Source organism: Pseudomonas sp. N-1-13 (assembly GCF_057787095.1).
The window spans coordinates 2190797-2205103 of the sequence record NZ_JBYNRI010000001.1; the positions used below are offsets into that span (position 1 = coordinate 2190797).

The window sequence follows — 14307 nt, forward strand, 5'->3', positions numbered from 1 at the left end:
GCCCGTTTTGGCTAAGGTAGCGAGCCTGTGAGATGGCAACACTCCGGGTCTTGCGGTTGAATTCTGCACGGTTACCCGGCGGTGCGGAACGTCAGGTTGATCCGCTGGACGCCCAGCTTCGGATGCTGGCCTTGCTTGAGCGGCAGCACGCCGTGATAACGCAACCGGTCCACGCCGCCCCAGATCACGATGTCGCCGTGAAACAGTGGAACGCGCAGACTTTTGTCGCTGCGCTCGAATCCGCCGAACAGGAACACCGCCGGCAAGCCCAGGGACATGGAGACGATGGGGGCGCTGAGGCAGCGTTCGTTCTTGTCCTGATGCAGCGACATTCGCGCGCCGGGCACGTAACGGTTGATCAGGCAGGCGTCGGGCTCGAAGTGCTCGAAGTGGGCCTGTCGAGCGGCGGCCTGGGCCAGTTCGCGGAACACCGCTGGCATGTCGGGCCAGGGGGCGCCGGTCTGTGGGTCATGGGCCGTGTAGCGATAGCCAGTGCGGTCGGTGGTCCAGCCCAGCGCGCCGCAACTGCTCAAGGCCACTGACATGGTAAAACCGCCAGGCGTGACCATCTGCCGGAACGGCGCGGCCAGCAACACCGCTTCCAGGGCCGGCAGCAAACGTTCGAGCCAGGGCAGGGCGAAACCACGCAACACAAACGCTTGCTCGCCGATCTGTTCGGTCAGGCCGGGTGTCGTCGGCGTCTCGTCGGCGAACAGGTCCAGCGTGATAGGGGTGTCGTCACTGCGCATCATGAAAAATGATTCCAAGTGTATGCCGGCTACCGCTGTGCACGCGGCTGACGCCATGGCGCATGTTCACCCGATAATAACCGCGAACGCCTTTGACCGGCCGTTGATGCACGGCAAATACCAGCGCATCGCCCTGTTTCAGATCGATAACCTGCGCACGTGACTGCATGCGCGGGCGCTGCTCCGTGAGAACGAACTCGCCGCCGGTAAAGTCCTGGCCCGGTTCCGACAGCAGAATCGCCACCTGCAGCGGGAATACGTGCTCGCCGTACAGGTCCTGATGCAGGCAGTTGTAGTCCTGCGGGCCGTATTGCAGCAACAACGGCGTAGGACGCCGTTGCCCGGCGGTGTGACAGCGTTCAATGAAAGCCGGATGCTCGGAGGGGTAGCGCACCTCAAGGCCCATGCATTCGTTCCAGCGATTGGCCAGCGGTACCAACCGCGGATACAAGGATTGACGCAACTGCTGGACGACGTCGGGCAGCGGATAGCGAAAATACTGATACTCCCCGCGCCCGAATCCGTGGCGGGCCATGATCACCTTCGAACGGAAAAGGTTGGGTTCGGCGTATAGGCCACTGAGCATCCTGCATTGCTCGGCCGTAAGCAGGTTACGGATGATTGCGCTGCCGTCCTGGTCGAGGTCTTGTTCCAGGGAGGGCCAGTCAAGGGTGTTGACGTGTTGGGCCAGCGAGGGCGCATGAAGGCTCGGGAGCATGATCGAAGACCTGGCAAATAGAGTGCGGTCAGTCTGGCAGGCGCTCAGGTCTGCGGCACTCCGGGGCTTGCGGTCAATGTCCCTTGACCGAGCTCAACCCAACCATTTGTCTCAAACGTCACGACACCTGTTAGATCTGACAGTAGCCAGTTCCCCCGCCCTGGAGTGTGATAACGACGTTCCCGAGAGGCTCGCGATTGTCACCCACCAGGAGAGCATGATGGATATCCAATCCAGCACATTGAACGAACTATTCAAGTTGTACCCCGTGATCATCATGGGTTGGGTCACCCCGGTGAGACCGGCCGGCATTGCTCAGGTGGGTATCCCCAAAAGCCTTTACGACGACCAGCCCAAGGGCCTTGAATGTCTGATTGATCCATGGGTATTGGCCCAGAGTCATTCCTGGACATTGGAAGCGGATGATCGGGCTGACTTGTATCTCAATGACGAGCCCGCTCCCGTGACAGGCGATACAGTCCGGCCGGGGGAGGAAAGCCTGCGCATGCGCTTGTATGTACCCCACAGGCGGTTGCGTCATGGCGTCAACCGGCTGTACTACAAAGTGACCCGCGCCAGCGGCGGCGACGAGGTCTCGGATGACTTGACCGTTCTGTATCACCTGCGTGCTCCGGGTGAACCTGCGCCGGAAGGCCTGGAACTGCTGATTCCAGCCGATGTAATCGACGAAGGGGTCAGCGCCGAGCGGGCGGCGCAAGGGGTGACGTTCGGTTTCGACTACAGCAACCGGCGGCCCTACGATCGTATTCAGTTTCTGCTGGGCGATGCGACCGATGAATGGGAGATAGCCGACGGCGCCCCGGTCCCGGAGGTGAGGACACTGTTCACCGACACATTCCAGGAAGCGGGTGACAACCGCAGGGCACAGGTCGAGTTCAGGGTGCTCGACCAATTGGGCAACTCCAGTCAGTCGTCAGTTTATTTTCTGGATATTCACCTGAACCGTCTTGCTCCGCCAGAAATTACCTCAGTGAAAGACGGCAAAGAAGTTGAAATTCCGCATGGCGCAAGCACTGTGGAAACGGCCGTCATGCTCAGCGGCACCGCCAGTGGCGATAAAGGAGTGGATATTTTTGACGTTGTGGATTTCAAAGGCTCTGCCCACGTCAGCAGCAACGGTATCTGGAACTTCGCCGTCATCGGTCTGGCCATCGGTGAGCACAGTTTCACCGCGAAAGCGCTCTACGGTAGCGGTCAGGTGTCGTCGGCAAGAGACCTGACCGTGGCGTTCCCTCTGAGTTTTGGGGACGCCTATGTCATGGCCACGCAGAACTACGTCATTGCGGACCATCGATTGCCCAACAATCCAATCCCCTCCAGCAACGCGAGTTACACGCGTGTCGCGGTAGGTGGGGTTCCTCCCCACAAATACTCGTCATCGAACCCGCAAGTGGCTGTGGTGGACGCGGATACGGGGTATGTGCGTGCCGCGGGCAATGGCCAGGCGCAAATCACTGTCACCGACGGGGACGGCATCACTGCGTCCTATACCATTACCGTTTCGGGCGTGCAGGTAGTCTCACTTCTGGTCAGTGTCATGTGGGGGCAGGGTGGGGTACTCGAGGAAGCTGTCTATGATGCTTTCATTGGGAACTACCGGCACGAAGGCGATTTACCCTCGATACTGGGTTGGCCGAATTCTTGGTATTGGGCGAGACGCGGGCATGAGAATCAGACCCATGGGATCGTGAGAGACTTAGCCGGGGGAAGTACTCTTCAACTTAAATCGTCTTATTTTCCTGCGGTGCAACATTTGAGATAAGGCAAGCATTCTTAGTGGCGAGGGCGCTTGCTTGCGCTGGTTGGCGCAGCCGGTCCAAAGGGGAGGATGCAATCTTCCGGCAGGCGATGTACACCGGCTTGACGATTGCTGCGCCGCCAATCAGGGCAAGCCCCCTCGCCACAAAGAGCCTACGAAACCTTTACAACGGTTTACTGACCCTGACGTCGCTGATCACATCATCGGTCTGGCCATGGATCGCCTGCAGCGCTGCCATGGCTTCTTCCTTTGTGCCGGTTTCCAGTTGCGCGAATTCGAAGCGGCGTTCGCCGTTGAGCTTGTACTTGATGACGTATTTGGTTGTCTGGGCCACGGTTTTGCCTGTCTTGAAGGGCGATGCTCAGCTCAGTTTCGAGCTGGAACGCCGGATGATTTTGATTTTGTGGGTCAGGGTCGGCTTGCGCGTGACGCTGATGGCACGGCGGTTGACGGTGTCGATGGTGATGTTCCAGAAACCGGTGCTCGGTGCGGTGATCCTGGCCGGGAACGTGTCGAACGCGCCGCCGTGATAGGTGTGCCGGCCGCCGTTCTTGAAGCTGCGGAAGTTGGCGTCGTTCATCAAGCGGATGTTGCACATTTGAGAGCATTCGATGACGACGATATCGTCTTCGTTGAGGTGTTCGCGCTGGTGTATGAATTTCATGGGCGCCTCCAGAAGGGCTTTTTCTACCAAATCAAAACGATAGCAAGGTCAATGCTGCGCAGTTTATCAGCACCGGGTGCTAATATCCGGCCTGCGCCCCACGCTTTGTTCATTTATCGCAGGATGCGCAAAAAAAGACGCAGGATGCTGGAGAAAAGCAGCGTTTGCATTGTCGGAGGATCTTTATCGGAGGAATCATATGAAGCGCAGTGTGTGGGTGTTGGCATTGGCCATGAGTGGATGTGCATCGGTATCGGACATCAACCAGACGCCGCCCACCATGAATGTCATCTCCGGAAAGAAACCTCAGGAATATGCCCAGTGCGTCGCTGACAAGCTGGCCAGCACTCGGGGTCCGCTGCAAATGGAACCTCACAAGAATGGCGTGCGCTTGATCGTCCCCGGCAAATTGTCGACGCTGCCGGCGGCGGTGTTCGACATTGACGAGCGCTCCAGTGGCAGCAGTATCAAGCTGCACGAAAGCCTGTCCAACGTGCCCGTGCGTCCGGGTGATGTGCAGGACGCGGCCAACGCCTGCATTTCCGGTTGAGCCAGGACTCGGCCTGACGAGCAGGCCGGGCATCGGATAAACTGCTGCTCTCGACAAAAAAATGCCGCCACGGTCGACGTTGGCGGCATTGTCATTTATGGAGTCAGTCGATGAAGCGCGAGCAGGTGCGTGAGCGCCATGCAGAAGGTCTTATCTGCGCCACCCATGTGATTCAGAACCCGGCGACCCCGGGGGAGTGGATCGTCTTTTTCAAGAAAAGCGCAGGACGCAGCTTTTTTCTGGTGGACGACCAGGACGAAGTTGAATCCTTCAGCCGCCTCGATGACCTGATCGAGATCATCCGCGGCCTGGGGATCAAGTTCGCCGAGATCCACATCTGAGAGTCAGACCACGGGTTTATTTACACACCACCAGGACGCTGCGGCTGGTGAAGTTGCCGACATCCACACCCAGGGTCTTGTCGCTTTCCTTGGCTTGCGGCGTGCCATCGGTACCGACGATGCGGTAGCCGGTGCCGGCGCAGGAGGCGTCAGCCTTTTCATAACAGGTGGCCCAGGAGTTCGCTTCGCCCGAGCAATCGATGGTCAGGCCTTGTTCGCCGGTGTTCAGGTAGGTTTTTTCGGCTGTGGCACAGCCTGCCAGGGCCAGGACTGCAAACAGCGCCAGAAATTTTTTCATGGAATCGTCATCGAGAAGGAAGGGGCTGGCGCGAGGTTATAGCGAATGGCCATTTCGGTACAGATAAACAAAGCCCCGTTCCATGTCCAGGCGACATTTACTTGAGGCTTGTCTCGTTACTTTTTACGACGGGGGCTGCGCGCTGGAGCCGTTTCACGCTCTTTGGTTGCCGGGGCAGCGCGCTCGTCCTGAAACACGGCGGCCACTTCCACCGCCATCGCTTTGCTGGGCAAGGGGCCGGCGACCTGTTCACCGTGGTAGTTGATGATCCACCACTGACCGTCTTTGTCCTGGCTGACCGAATAACCGTTTGCGTTTTTTGTTGCCGACATCTAACTGCCTCATTGGCGGGATCAAGAGCGCCATGATACGTCAAATGCTCGCAAACAGCGCCCATGAGCGTACAGTGAGACCGCTTGGCCCTCGCAATGAAAGATGATTGAACTATCCGCCATTTTTTATTTCTCTATGATGGCATCGGTTGGCCAGCTTGGGCATTGTAAGGTGCCTGCGGCCTGATTAGACTGCGCCGAAACTCGTACACACCGCCTTTTCAAGGACTTATATGATCAAGAAATGCTTGTTCCCAGCAGCCGGTTACGGTACTCGCTTCCTGCCAGCGACTAAAGCCATGCCCAAAGAAATGCTGCCGGTGGTGAACAAGCCACTGATCCAGTACGGCGTCGAAGAAGCCCTTGCTGCGGGCTTGACGGAAATCTCCATCGTCACTGGCCGCGGCAAGCGCGCCCTGGAAGACCATTTCGACATCAGCTACGAGCTGGAAAACCAGATCAAGGGCACCGACAAAGAGAAGTACCTGGTCGGCATCCGCAAACTGCTGGACGAATGTTCGTTCTCCTACACCCGCCAGACCGAAATGAAAGGCCTGGGCCACGCGATCCTGACCGGTCGCCCACTGATTGGTGACGAACCTTTCGCCGTGGTCCTGGCGGACGACCTGTGCGTCAACCTCGAAGGCGACGGCGTGTTGACCCAGATGGTCAAGCTGTACAAGCAGTTCCGCTGCTCCATCGTGGCGATCCAGGAAGTCGATCCGCAGGAAACCAACAAGTACGGCGTAATCGCCGGCGAAATGATCCGCGACGACATCTACCGCGTCCACAGCATGGTTGAAAAACCAAAGCCTGAAGATGCACCGTCGAACCTGGCGATCATCGGTCGCTACATCCTGACCCCGGACATCTTCGACCTGATCGAACAGACCGAGCCAGGCAAGGGCGGTGAAATCCAGATCACCGACGCCCTGATGAAGCAGGCCCAGAACGGCTGCGTCATGGCCTACAAATTCAAAGGCAAGCGTTTCGACTGCGGTGGCGCCGAAGGCTACATCGACGCGACCAACTTCTGCTTCGAGAACTTCTACAAGACGGGTAAGGCGTACTGATCGCCTGCGCCGCACCTTGAAAAACGCCCCGACTGGTTCGGGGCGTTTTTTTGTCTGGATAATGCTCTCACTCCAACAAAATCCCTGTGGGAGCGGGCTTGCTCGCGATGGCGCCGGCACATCCAGCATCACCACAAGCTGACCCGCCGCTATCGCGAGCAGGCTCGCTCCCACAGGTTTTGGCCCGACTGATCGGTGTTACCCATTTCGCCTGGCTTTTTCATTTCCCGCCCCCATAACCATCGCAACGCTGCCTCGCGTGAAAACAGCAGGTATGCTGATGGCCTGCCGAAGGAGAGAGAAAATGGCCTACGATTTTGACTTGTATGTGATTGGCGCCGGTTCCGGCGGTGTGCGGGCTGCGCGGTTCGCGGCCGGTTTCGGGGCCAAGGTGGCCGTGGCGGAGAGCCGCTACCTGGGCGGTACCTGCGTGAACGTGGGGTGTGTGCCGAAGAAACTGCTGGTCTACGGTGCGCATTATGCCGAGGACCTCGAGCAAGCGTCGGCCTATGGCTGGACGACGGGAGAAGCGAGTTTCGACTGGGCCACGCTGATCGCCAACAAGGATCGGGAAATCAATCGCCTCAACGGGATATACCGCAACCTGCTGGTCAACAGCGGCGTGGTGTTGCACGAGGGCCACGCCAGGCTCACCGGACCCCATGAGGTCGAGATCAACGGCCAGCGCTACACCGCCGAACACATCATGATCGCCACAGGTGGCTGGCCGGTGATACCGGACATTCCGGGCCGTGAGCACGCGATCAGCTCCAACGAGGCGTTTTTCCTCAAGGAACTGCCCAAGCGCGTCATCGTGGTGGGCGGTGGCTACATTGCCGTGGAGTTCGCCGGAATCTTCCATGGCATGGGCGCGCAGACCTCGTTGCTGTATCGCGGTGAGCTGTTCCTGCGCGGCTTTGATGGCGCGGTACGCAAGCATCTGGCCGAAGAGCTGAGCCGTCGCGGCCTGGATCTGCAATTCAACGCGGACATCAAAAGCATCGAAAAACTGGCCGATGGCAGCCTGGAGGTAGAGCTCAAGGATGGTCGCATACTGGCCACCGATTGCGTGTTCTACGCCACCGGCCGGCGGCCGATGCTCGACAATCTGGGCCTTGAACACACCGGTGTCACGCTGGACGAGAAGGGCTTCGTCAAGGTCAACGAAAAGTACGAGACCGCTGAACCGTCGATCCTGGCCATTGGTGATGTGATCGGTCGGGTACAACTCACCCCCGTCGCCCTGGCTGAAGGCATGGCGGTGGCGCGGCGGCTGTTCAAGCCCGAGCAGTATCGTCTGGTGGATTACCGGATGATCCCCACGGCTGTGTTCAGCCTGCCGAATATCGGCACGGTCGGCCTGACTGAAGAGCAAGCCAGGGAGGAGGGGAAGGAAGTCCAGGTGTTCGAAAGCCGCTTCCGCCCGATGAAACTGACCCTCACCGACTGCCAGGAGCGCACGCTGATGAAGCTGGTAGTGGATGCCCAAACGGACAAAGTGCTGGGCTGCCACATGGTCGGGCCGGATGCCGGGGAAATCGTCCAGGGGCTTGCCATCGCGCTCAAGGCTGGCGCTACCAAGCGTGATTTCGACGAGACCATCGGCGTACACCCGACTGCCGCCGAGGAATTCGTCACGATGCGAACTCCCGTAGCGTCCTGATCCTTGGGACCCACCTATGGCGAGCGAGCCCGCTCGCCATATTAGGTTTTCTTCTATCTATTAAGCGGCTGATAGCCAAAACCAATCATTCACATCAGGTTTGCCAATGAGCCTGCCGGGGGATGAGTGGTTAAGATTCACGTCATCAACTTTTCAACCCCTGACGGAGAGTCATCAATGCCTATCATCAACAGCCAAGTTAAACCGTTCAACGCTACCGCTTTCAAAAACGGCGAATTCGTCCAGGTTTCGGATGCCGATCTGAAAGGCAAGTGGTCCGTGGTGTTCTTCTACCCGGCCGACTTCACCTTCGTTTGCCCAACCGAGCTGGAAGACCTGGCCGACAACTACGCTGAATTCAAGAAGCTGGGTGTCGAAATCTACAGCGTCTCCACCGACACTCACTTTGCTCACGCTGCCTGGCACAACACCTCGCCAGCCATTGGCAAGATCCAGTACACCATGATCGGTGACCCGACCCACGTCATCTCCCGCAACTTCGACGTGCTGATCGAAGAAGTTGGCCTGGCTGACCGCGGTACTTTCGTGATCAACCCTGAAGGTCAGATCAAGATCGTTGAAATCAACGACGGTGGTGTAGGCCGTGACGCTTCCGAGCTGCTGCGCAAGGTCAAGGCTGCTCAGTACGTTGCTGCTCACCCGGGCGAAGTCTGCCCAGCCAAGTGGAAAGAAGGCGAGGCCACTCTGGCTCCGTCCCTGGACCTGGTCGGCAAGATCTAAGTCTGTGAGTCATCCGAGGGCGATCCGCTCTTAATCAAGCAAGCCGCTTCGCCCCAAAAAACGCCCGGGCGAGATTCGCTCGGGCGTTGTTTTTTCTGAAATTCAAAAAATGGAAATCGCCCGTATGTTGGACGCCAATCTTAAAGCTCAGTTGAAGTCATACCTGGAACGGGTCACCCAGCCGATCGAGATCGTCGCCTCCCTCGACGACGGTGCGAAATCCCAGGAAATGCTCGCGTTACTCAAAGACGTTGCCAGTCTGTGTGACCAGATTACCTTGCTCGACAACGGCACCGATGCGCGCAAGCCTTCGTTTTCGTTGAATCGCCCAGGAGCCGATATCAGCCTGCGTTTTGCCGGTATCCCCATGGGCCACGAATTCACTTCGCTGGTGTTGGCCTTGCTGCAAGTCGGCGGTCATCCTTCCAAGGCCAGTGTCGAAGTCATCGAACAGATTCGCTCCCTTGAAGGCGAGTTCAACTTCGAGACCTATTTCTCGCTGTCCTGCCAGAACTGCCCGGACGTGGTCCAGGCCCTGAACCTGATGGCGGTGCTGAACCCGAACATCCGCCACGTCGCCATCGACGGCGCGCTGTTCCAGGCCGAGGTCGACGAACGCCAGATCATGGCCGTGCCGAGTGTTTATCTCAATGGCGTGAACTTTGGCCAGGGCCGCATGGGCCTGGAAGAAATCCTCGCCAAGATCGACACCAGTGGTATCGAGCGCCAGGCTGAGAAGATCAGCGCCAAGGAAGCTTTTGATGTGCTGGTGGTGGGCGGTGGCCCAGCCGGCGCTTCGGCGGCTATCTATGCGGCCCGCAAGGGCATCCGCACCGGTGTCGCGGCTGAGCGCTTCGGCGGTCAGGTGCTCGACACCATGGCCATCGAGAACTTCATCTCGGTGCAGGAAACCGAAGGGCCGAAATTGGCCGTCGCCCTGGAAGAGCACGTCAAGCAGTACGACGTGGACATCATGAACCTGCAACGCGCCGATGCATTGGTACCAGGCAAGGATGGCGCGCTGCACGAAATCAAATTCGCCAGTGGTGCGAGCCTCAAGGCCAAGACCGTGATTCTGGCGACCGGTGCGCGCTGGCGTGAAATGAACGTGCCGGGCGAGCAGCAATACCGCAACAAGGGCGTGGCGTACTGCCCGCACTGCGACGGCCCGCTGTTCAAAGGCAAACGCGTGGCGGTGATCGGCGGCGGTAACTCCGGCGTGGAAGCGGCCATTGATCTGGCCGGTATCGTGGCCCACGTCACTTTGTTGGAGTTCGACGTGCAATTGCGTGCCGACGCGGTATTGCAGCGCAAACTGCACAGCCTGCCGAACGTGACCGTGATCACCAACGCCCAGACCACCGAAGTGACGGGCGATGGCCAGAAGGTCAATGGCTTGCGCTACAAAGACCGCCCAAGCGGTGAAGTACGGGACGTGGCGCTGGAAGGGATCTTCGTGCAGATCGGTCTGTTGCCTAACACCGATTGGCTCAAAGGCACCGTCGAGCTGTCGCCACGCGGCGAGATCATTGTCGATGCCCGCGGTGAAACCTCGATCCCGGGTGTGTTCGCCGCCGGTGACGTGACGACTGTTCCGTACAAGCAGATCGTGATCGCCGTAGGCGAGGGGGCCAAGGCTTCGTTGAGCGCCTTTGACCATCTGATCCGTACCTCCGCGCCGGCATAAACAGCCGATAGCGAAAAAAACAAAACCCCATGGGCCCAGTGCTCATGGGGTTTTGTTTTTTGGATCACGCATTACCGTGTGGGAGCGAGCCTGCTCGCGATAGCAGACTGTCTGGTACATCAATGTTGAATGCGCTGCCGCTATCGCGAGCAGGCTCGCTCCCACAGGGGGCTGTGGGATTTTTATTGCCCACACACCCTACGATGGCGCTTACAGCGGCGCAGGCTGGATGATTTCAACCCAGTAGCCATCCGGGTCCTTGATGAATGCCAGGCTTTTCATGCGACCGTCGTTCAGGCGCTTCTGGAAGTCGCAGCCCAACGCTTCGAAGCGCTCGCAAGCGGCCACGATGTCCGGGACCGAGATGCAGATGTGGCCGAACCCGCGTGGGTCAGTGTTGCCGTTGTGGTAGGCGAACGCCGGGTCGCTTTCGGTGCCGTGGTTGTGGGTCAGCTCCAGGATGCCGGGGATGGATTTCATCCATTCGGTGCGCTGTGCAGCGTCGGCCGGAATCTGGCTCTTGTCCACCAAGGCGAGGAAGTACAGGCTGAATTCGGCTTCCGGGAAATCGCGTTTTTCCACCAGGGAAAAACCCAACACCCGGGTGTAGAAATCCAGGGACTTGGTGATGTCCTTGACCCGCAGCATGGTGTGGTTGAAGACGAATTTGGCCGTGGCGGTATCGGGTTGGGCGGTGACGCCAGGGAAAGTGTTGAGTTCGTGCAGGCTCATGGGCCCTCCGGAAAATAAGTGGGGCAAACGGCATCGCAACTTTGCTGCGACGGTCCTGGGCTTGCGCTAAACGGCTTCCTTGCAGGTGCACCCATGATACGCAAGGGGCGCGGCATCGCCAAACGCCTCTGGCTATTGCTTGCCTGGGCGGCGGGCTTCAGACTTTACGAATCGTCCTTGAGTGCAATGCAATGATTCGACCGTTCCTTTCGCTGTTTGTCCTGCTGCTGGCCGCGATGGCAAATGTCGCTGTCCAGGCCGCCGAACCGCAGGTCGCCTGGCCCCCAGGCTGGGTCATCGAACCATTGCCCTCTGATGCTGGCACCTCGTCGGCAGCGCCGGGAACGACCCGGCAACGGGCGACAAAGAGTGATTCAGCGGGCACGGCGGTGATGGTCATGGAACTGACCACGACACCCATCGAGCCGGGTCATCAAGTCAACTTGCAAGGCGTGTTACTGGAAATGCGCAAATCAATTCAAAAGGACTTTTATCAGAGCGGTTATCAAAGTGTCTGTAATAAGATTCATTCTTCGATGTTGGGCGACGTTGCCGCACTGGAGACCACTTGCACGATCACGCAAAACGGTCGGCACGTGTTATCTCAGACACTCGTCGCTGCACTAAAGGAGGGCAGGGCTAATGTGCTGTCCTATGCGGGGCAGGCTCAGGAGTTTGTAGAAAACCAGGATGAAATACAGTCGGTACGAAATAGCCTGAAACTATAAAGCCCTCGGTATTAGAACTACTTAATCCAGAAATCCTGCCCCATAAAAAACCCTGAGCAGGCTCAGGGTTTTTTTCATTCGGCCAGCTTTCTCAGCTGCGCAACCAGGCGTCAACGGTTTTTGCACCGTACTGTTCTTTCCAGGCTTTCAGGCCTCGATGGTTGCCGCCTTTGGTTTCGATCAGTTCACCTGTGTGCGGGTTCTGGTACACCTTGACCACTCGCGCACGGCGGGTTTTGACAGGCTTGGTCGATGGCAGGCCCCCCTTGGCCGGGTTCGGGTCGAGAATCGCGATGACGTCGCGCAGGCTCTTGCCGTAGGTTTTCATCAGTCCCTGGAGCTTCTCTTCGAATTCGATTTCTTTCTTGAGCCCGGCATCATTCTTCAGCTTTTCCAGCTGCTTGAGCCGCTCTTGAAGGTCCTGTTCTGCTTTACGAAATTCAGCGAGTCTGGACAATATCGTTACTCCAATCAGAATATTTGGCTGATACCAACCGCAAACAAAGCTATAAGCCAAGTGCCTTGAAGCGACTCGGTGATAATGACGCTCCTGCTATTAGCCACAGGTAAAAAAATTGTAGTAGTGAAACCCACGGGTGTAAATCGTAACTTTTTCGTTATGTAACAAGGGATGCGAATTTTATCAGTCCGACTGTGGTTGTCCGTGGAGGGACGTAGCACCAGGGCTTTCAATGACGGACACCGCCGCAATGAAATCCGCGCCACTCATCGGGCGACCAAATAGATAACCCTGCAAAAAGTTCACCCCGTGAGCGGCCAGATAGTTGCTTTGTTCAACGGTTTCGACCCCCTCGGCAACGATACCCAAGTCCAGCTTGCCCGACAGTTCGATGATGCTGTCAAGGATGTGCCGCGACAGGGCATCGACGCCAATCATGGCAACAAAGCTCTGGTCGATTTTCAGGAAGTCCACGTTGAACTGGCGCAAGTAGCCCAGGCTGGAATGACCGGTGCCGAAGTCGTCGATTGCGATCTTCACCCCCAGTTCACGCAGGTGCTGGAACAGCTGGTGAGTGGTGGGTGTCGGTTCAATCAGCTCGCGCTCGGTCAGCTCCAGCACCAAGGTAATGACCCCTGGTGGGAAGGCCTCCAGGAACTCGCGGCAATCTTGCACCAGTTCCAGACTCTGACAATGGCGAGCGGTGATGTTGATGCCGACGTGAAAGGGACTTTCCAGTTGCGGGACCAAGGGCGATAGCAAGCGCACCGTTTGCTGCATCAATGCCCGGGTCATCGGCACGATCAAACCGCTGTGTTCAGCAAAGGGAATGAACAGGTCCGGCCGCACCAGGCCTTCCTTGGGATGGTTCCAGCGCATCAGCACTTCGACCCCAGCCCAACGTTTGCTGTCGCCCTGCACGACCGGTTGCAGATACGGCACGAATTCCCCGGCTTCAAGCGCGCGTTGCAGCTCATGGCTGGGGGATGAGGCGCGTTTTTGCAGCCAATGGCCGAGCGTTCCGGCGATGACACCGAAGAAGATCAGCAGGCTGAACAGCGGCGGATACTCACGGGCCATGTAGCGCCAGATTTCCCCCTCATCGAAGCCGGCTTCAACATTGAAGGCATAGCGCGATGAGGTCAGGTTGCTGCGGGCGACCGGCAGCGCGGGCAGGGGCGCTGCTCGGACCTTCCCGTCCGCGGTCAGCCAGTTTGGCCCGACTTGCAGCAACAACCGGGTTTCGCCGCCGATCAGACGCAAGACATTGGCCAGGTGATAACCGTCCAGCGTTGCCAATGCCCCTTGCCGCCCTTCATTGAGCCGGTGGATCAGCAGCGCGGTGTCGGGGGTGATCGGGTTGCCGTTCATGAGCCACAACGTACCCTGATGGTAGGCGTTCGGATCAAGCGTTTCCTCGAAGGCGCCAAACAGCGAACTGCAATAGAGGATGTTGTCCCACACCAGGTTGGTCGAACGGACGAATGGGCGACGCGTCACCTGTTCGCGCAAGGCCAGTTTCACCGCTTCGCAGGGCTGGCCGGCCAGAGGCAGCAGTTCGCGCGCCGCAAGGGCGGTGTTGTCGAGCATCAGTTCGATCTGCCCGATCAACTCTTCGCTGGTCTGTCGGCTCTGTTGCTCCAGTGTCCGTTCCGCCTGCATGTACAGAATGCCCAGCCCTGACAGTATCGGCAGCACGCCGCAGAGCAGCGTGATCAGGTTGCGACGGGGCCGCTTGCGCAAACGAGTGGCGGTCAATGGCATCTGCATAACCTGTGAGGGCTTGAGGAA

17 protein-coding genes are annotated in these 14307 nt (G+C 58.3%); 8 read left to right on the plus strand and 9 right to left on the minus strand.

All coding sequences use genetic code 11. From position 1 onward, the window contains the following. Positions 1–71: 71 nt before the first annotated feature. Both alkB and AC3I65_RS10040 read right to left on the minus strand, forming a co-directional pair. The gene (gene alkB, locus AC3I65_RS10035) at positions 72–752 is read right to left on the minus strand and encodes a DNA oxidative demethylase AlkB (protein WP_488523676.1); all 681 of its coding nucleotides are present in this window, start codon (positions 750–752) and stop codon (positions 72–74) included. After that, a complete protein-coding gene (locus AC3I65_RS10040) occupies positions 739–1467 on the minus strand; it encodes a 2OG-Fe(II) oxygenase (RefSeq protein ID WP_488523677.1) in 729 nt (242 codons plus the stop codon). The genes alkB and AC3I65_RS10040 overlap by 14 nt, the downstream gene beginning before the upstream one ends. Positions 1468–1687: 220 nt before the next feature. On the opposite strand from AC3I65_RS10040, the gene AC3I65_RS10045 reads away from it, so the two are divergent. Continuing rightward, positions 1688–3250 (plus strand): Ig-like domain-containing protein, encoded by a 1563-nt coding sequence (locus AC3I65_RS10045; RefSeq protein ID WP_488523678.1) that lies wholly within the window; start codon positions 1688–1690, stop codon positions 3248–3250. A 160-nt stretch (positions 3251–3410) separates the two neighbouring features. On the opposite strand, the gene AC3I65_RS10050 is transcribed toward AC3I65_RS10045, so the two are convergent. Both AC3I65_RS10050 and AC3I65_RS10055 read right to left on the minus strand, forming a co-directional pair. Next, the gene (locus tag AC3I65_RS10050) at positions 3411–3581 is read right to left on the minus strand and encodes a hypothetical protein (protein WP_172833800.1); all 171 of its coding nucleotides are present in this window, start codon (positions 3579–3581) and stop codon (positions 3411–3413) included. 27 nt (positions 3582–3608) lie between these two features. After that, positions 3609–3911, minus strand: coding sequence for a DUF1883 domain-containing protein (locus tag AC3I65_RS10055; protein WP_003182962.1), 303 nt, complete (start codon positions 3909–3911; stop codon positions 3609–3611). Between the two features lie 199 nt (positions 3912–4110). Here AC3I65_RS10055 and AC3I65_RS10060 point away from each other — a divergent pair, with 199 nt between their 5' ends. Next, on the plus strand, positions 4111–4461 hold the full coding sequence (locus tag AC3I65_RS10060) for a hypothetical protein (RefSeq protein WP_107322749.1): 351 nt from the start codon (positions 4111–4113) through the stop codon (positions 4459–4461). Positions 4462–4571: 110 nt separating this feature from the next. Further along, on the plus strand, positions 4572–4802 hold the full coding sequence (locus AC3I65_RS10065; protein ID WP_047227641.1) for a hypothetical protein: 231 nt from the start codon (positions 4572–4574) through the stop codon (positions 4800–4802). A gap of 16 nt (positions 4803–4818) precedes the next feature. On the opposite strand, the gene AC3I65_RS10070 is transcribed toward AC3I65_RS10065, so the two are convergent. Both AC3I65_RS10070 and AC3I65_RS10075 read right to left on the minus strand, forming a co-directional pair. After that, positions 4819–5100: a hypothetical protein gene (locus AC3I65_RS10070; protein WP_047227640.1), complete on the minus strand. Its 282-nt coding sequence runs from the start codon at positions 5098–5100 to the stop codon at positions 4819–4821. Between the two features lie 116 nt (positions 5101–5216). Then, on the minus strand, positions 5217–5432 hold the full coding sequence (locus AC3I65_RS10075; RefSeq protein WP_047227639.1) for a hypothetical protein: 216 nt from the start codon (positions 5430–5432) through the stop codon (positions 5217–5219). A gap of 233 nt (positions 5433–5665) precedes the next feature. Here AC3I65_RS10075 and galU point away from each other — a divergent pair, with 233 nt between their 5' ends. From galU to ahpF, 4 genes are all read left to right on the plus strand, one after another. Continuing rightward, positions 5666–6505, plus strand: a complete 840-nt coding sequence (galU, locus tag AC3I65_RS10080; protein ID WP_047227638.1) for a UTP--glucose-1-phosphate uridylyltransferase GalU — start codon at positions 5666–5668, stop codon at positions 6503–6505. Between the two features lie 304 nt (positions 6506–6809). Beyond that, positions 6810–8168, plus strand: coding sequence for a glutathione-disulfide reductase (gorA, locus tag AC3I65_RS10085; RefSeq protein WP_274091195.1), 1359 nt, complete (start codon positions 6810–6812; stop codon positions 8166–8168). 177 nt (positions 8169–8345) lie between these two features. Then, complete coding sequence (ahpC, locus tag AC3I65_RS10090; protein ID WP_047227636.1) at positions 8346–8909, plus strand: alkyl hydroperoxide reductase subunit C; 564 nt, start codon at positions 8346–8348, stop codon at positions 8907–8909. Positions 8910–9033: 124 nt separating this feature from the next. Next, positions 9034–10596 (plus strand): alkyl hydroperoxide reductase subunit F, encoded by a 1563-nt coding sequence (gene ahpF / locus AC3I65_RS10095; RefSeq protein ID WP_047227635.1) that lies wholly within the window; start codon positions 9034–9036, stop codon positions 10594–10596. A gap of 210 nt (positions 10597–10806) precedes the next feature. On the opposite strand, the gene gloA is transcribed toward ahpF, so the two are convergent. Continuing rightward, complete coding sequence (gloA, locus tag AC3I65_RS10100) at positions 10807–11328, minus strand: lactoylglutathione lyase (protein WP_047227634.1); 522 nt, start codon at positions 11326–11328, stop codon at positions 10807–10809. A 191-nt stretch (positions 11329–11519) separates the two neighbouring features. Here gloA and AC3I65_RS10105 point away from each other — a divergent pair, with 191 nt between their 5' ends. Next, on the plus strand, positions 11520–12056 hold the full coding sequence (locus AC3I65_RS10105; protein WP_047227633.1) for a DUF4946 domain-containing protein: 537 nt from the start codon (positions 11520–11522) through the stop codon (positions 12054–12056). Positions 12057–12147: 91 nt separating this feature from the next. Here the strand turns inward: AC3I65_RS10105 and AC3I65_RS10110 are convergent, their stop codons facing one another. Continuing rightward, entirely contained in the window at positions 12148–12513 is a 366-nt protein-coding gene (locus AC3I65_RS10110; protein WP_047227632.1) for a histone-like nucleoid-structuring protein, MvaT/MvaU family, read from the minus strand. 186 nt (positions 12514–12699) lie between these two features. Then, positions 12700–14280: an EAL domain-containing protein gene (locus AC3I65_RS10115; protein ID WP_488523679.1), complete on the minus strand. Its 1581-nt coding sequence runs from the start codon at positions 14278–14280 to the stop codon at positions 12700–12702. Between the last annotated feature and the right edge of the window lie 27 nt (positions 14281–14307).